Annotated in this window: 4 protein-coding genes; 1 reads left to right on the top strand and 3 read right to left on the bottom strand. The window is 62.1% G+C overall.

Annotated elements, in window-relative coordinates:
- Positions 1 to 93: 93 nt before the first annotated feature.
- Positions 94 to 546: an IS66-like element accessory protein TnpA gene (tnpA, locus tag P7D22_RS23580; protein WP_442916122.1), complete on the bottom strand. Its 453-nt coding sequence runs from the start codon at positions 544 to 546 to the stop codon at positions 94 to 96.
- A 193-nt stretch (positions 547 to 739) separates the two neighbouring features.
- Positions 740 to 1,438, bottom strand: a complete 699-nt coding sequence (locus P7D22_RS20075; RefSeq protein ID WP_319936038.1) for a hypothetical protein — start codon at positions 1,436 to 1,438, stop codon at positions 740 to 742.
- Here P7D22_RS20075 and P7D22_RS20070 point away from each other — a divergent pair.
- Positions 1,437 to 1,661: a hypothetical protein gene (locus tag P7D22_RS20070; protein WP_319936037.1), complete on the top strand. Its 225-nt coding sequence runs from the start codon at positions 1,437 to 1,439 to the stop codon at positions 1,659 to 1,661. The two genes, P7D22_RS20075 and P7D22_RS20070, sit on opposite strands and share 2 nt — an antisense overlap.
- 70 nt (positions 1,662 to 1,731) lie before the next feature.
- On the opposite strand, the gene P7D22_RS20065 is transcribed toward P7D22_RS20070, so the two are convergent.
- Complete coding sequence (locus P7D22_RS20065) at positions 1,732 to 2,304, bottom strand: helix-turn-helix domain-containing protein (RefSeq protein ID WP_319936036.1); 573 nt, start codon at positions 2,302 to 2,304, stop codon at positions 1,732 to 1,734.
- Positions 2,305 to 2,734 lie beyond the last annotated feature (430 nt).

Below are 2,734 nucleotides of genomic sequence, written 5' to 3'. Positions count from 1 at the left end.
GCGCCACATCGGCCGCAAGCCCGTCGAAGCCGCGGCGCATGTCGACCGGCTTGCACGCGAGATACACCTTCAGCCCCGGGGCGATCGTCAGCATCAGAGACCGACCAAGCTCGACAGGATGCCCCGCAACGCCTCGGGATCGATGTCGCTGTCGAGCGACAACCGGACGCCGTTCGGGAGTGCGATCTCCATCGCCCCCTGCGGGCGGCCTCGACCAGGCTGCCGCGCCAGCGACGCCGGGCGCCTGGTCTTCTTGTGCGGCAGCGGCAACAGGGTCGGAGCCGGTATGGGTGGGGCGACGATCTCCACCGGAACGAACACCGGCACCGGGCCAGCTACCGTGCCTTGCTTCGTAAGGCGGGAACCCCGACGCCGATCAAGCAAGCCCTGGCGCGAGCGGCTGATCCACTTGAACAGGAGATTGGTGTTGACCCCATGCTGAAGGGCGACCGCCGCAACCGACGCGTTTGGCGCCGTCGCCTCGGCGACAAGGCGTCGTCGCTCCTCAGCAGGCCAAACGCGTCGCTTCCCGCTGCTCGCTTCCATCAGGTGTCCACCTCGACGTTAGGTGGACACCTATCCCAGACCAAGCCGAAACCCGGTAGGCGGCCGTCCGGTCACGCTTACGGTTCTCGTCGAGCGCTACGGGGATACGCCGCATGGTGCCGATCTCCTTGAGCGCCAGCACCACGAGGGCGAGGTCGTCACTGACGAGCGCGCTGCGATCACCACTGCAGCGTCAACACGGCTTCCCACCATGCTTGCCAACAAGGTACTTCACAACGGCAACCATGTCCTCCACTTGGCCCGTGCCCCTCAGATCGAGATAGAGGAGTGGTTTGTTCTTCCGCAGCGGCATCAGAAAAGTCCACCGATACGTAGAACTAAGGCGCGGCAAGGGCACGTCTGTTTTCATCCTCAAGGTAATGCCAGGAGTAGGCCCTAGTTTGCGAGCCGTATATACGAAGTATCCCTCGCATGCTGACCAAGGGATGAAGTCGAGGCTGATCCGGGAGTCTTGGAACCCTATGGCCTCGATGAGAACCGTTCCCGGCCCAAGCCTATAGCGCGAGATGGTTGTCACGAGCATGAGGACGGCGATAACAAGCAGGCCCGCTCCGCCAATGTGTTGACCTTTATGCGTCTGTAGCTGGGCGAGGTTGACGAAACCTGCATAGGCTAGAAGAAAGGCAAACGGGAAATATCGCCAATCAGCGCCCGGTCCATGAATAACAATGGGCAGAGAAACGCGTTTCAGTTTGCGATAGTCTTTCGACAAGATGTTCTGGCTGACGCGGATTTCAGCGAATTGGGTCTCCTGCCTTTCAATGCCCACCTCCTCCATCGCCTCCGCCGTCTCCTCCGTCTCCTCCGTCACCACCATGGCCACCTCCATCTCCATGGTCACCGAAACCACCATGATGCCCAGATCCACCATGGTGACCATCAAGATAAGGCCAGGTGTCGCCGCTCCCGGCATCCCCGCCACCTGGTTCGGATTTGTCCTGCGAACCCTTTTGTCGGCCAGTCCATTCTGGTGGATCGTCCCGCTGTCGGATCATCCAAACGACGGGCGCGACAATGGCAATGGCAATGGCGAAGATTACTGCGAGCGCATCCACCATGTTGGCCTCCTCGGCCATGCTGCTACTCGAATCTAACGGGGCATAGCTCCGCTTCCAATGCCAGTCGCTTTCCGGCGACTTCTTTGCCGCTGCTGCCGTTGGATTCTTATGTGGATATGGGCTGGCGTCGCTGCACTGCTCCTCTGAGCCTTGCCAAGGCTGCGTCCAATGGGGTTTCGCCGGCTGGTATGCCGCGCCGACTAGGCGCGTCCGTAGAGAAAGAACCTTGGTTTTTGGTTCCTGACGGATCTTCGGACTTAGAACGTAGGCGAACTGCGCATGTCCCATTTTCCTGCGCCATTTGAGAGCTTGGAACGGCCTCGGGCATGTCGGTGAAGCGGTAGCCGTTTGAGGTGCGCAGCACCCGCCAGCGCCAGCCGGCGGGTGCTGGCATCTTCACGCGCCGCAGGCGGTTCACCCATGTGAGGATGCCGGCGCCTTCCAGAGCCTTGATGGCGAGCGCCACGGTCGACCGGGCGCACCCTGCCCGGCCGGCGATCGTCTCATAGGATGGGAAGCACAGACCCGTGCGGGCGTTATGGAAGGCCCATAGCAGTGCTTCCAGCACGGCATAGGCCTTGGCCGTCACGGGGCCGTAGTGCCGCCCCGGCGCGTCCCGGCGCAGCTTGGCGCGGGCCAGCACCATGATGCGGGCCTTGGCGTTCCTGTCGAGCGGCACAGGTCGGCCGTCACCGAACAGGCGCTCCCGCCCGCGGCGTATCCTCTTAAGCATCGTTCAGCCCCACGTCGGGCTGCGGTCGGCGCGGCAAAACAATCCCGATCACGGAAACGGCAATTTCCGCGTTGACTCCCTACCGGGAGCCGTGAGACCTTCGCGATGTTGAGGCGACGAAAGTCCCTATCGATTTCAAAGAGCCTGGGCCGGCAAGCCTGGGCTCTTTCTCGTTTCAGCGTCCTATTGCAGCTTCAGCTTCTCTCCATCGTTGCGACGCCCGCGCGAATCCGCGATGCGCCGAACCGGGCAATGGGATGGGCGCGGGCGCGGGATGTCAAACGGGCACTCTGACCAGCCCGCATTATCTTGCTACTGTCTTGCCACAATCATGCTGCGAGCATGATGTTAGGTGGCCGCATGCTGGCCGCGAGGT

Source organism: Lichenihabitans sp. Uapishka_5 (assembly GCF_033947565.1).
Lineage (GTDB): Bacteria > Pseudomonadota > Alphaproteobacteria > Rhizobiales > Beijerinckiaceae > Lichenihabitans.
This window is presented reverse-complemented; position numbering and strand designations above follow the sequence as displayed.

Coding starts and splice junctions, on each gene's coding strand:
- tnpA (WP_442916122.1), bottom strand. CDS start 546: ATGGAAGCGAGCAGCGGGAAGCGACGCGTTTGGCCTGCTGAGGAGCGA.
- P7D22_RS20070 (WP_319936037.1), top strand. CDS start 1,437: ATGGTGACCATCAAGATAAGGCCAGGTGTCGCCGCTCCCGGCATCCCC.
- P7D22_RS20075 (WP_319936038.1), bottom strand. CDS start 1,438: ATGGTGGATCTGGGCATCATGGTGGTTTCGGTGACCATGGAGATGGAG.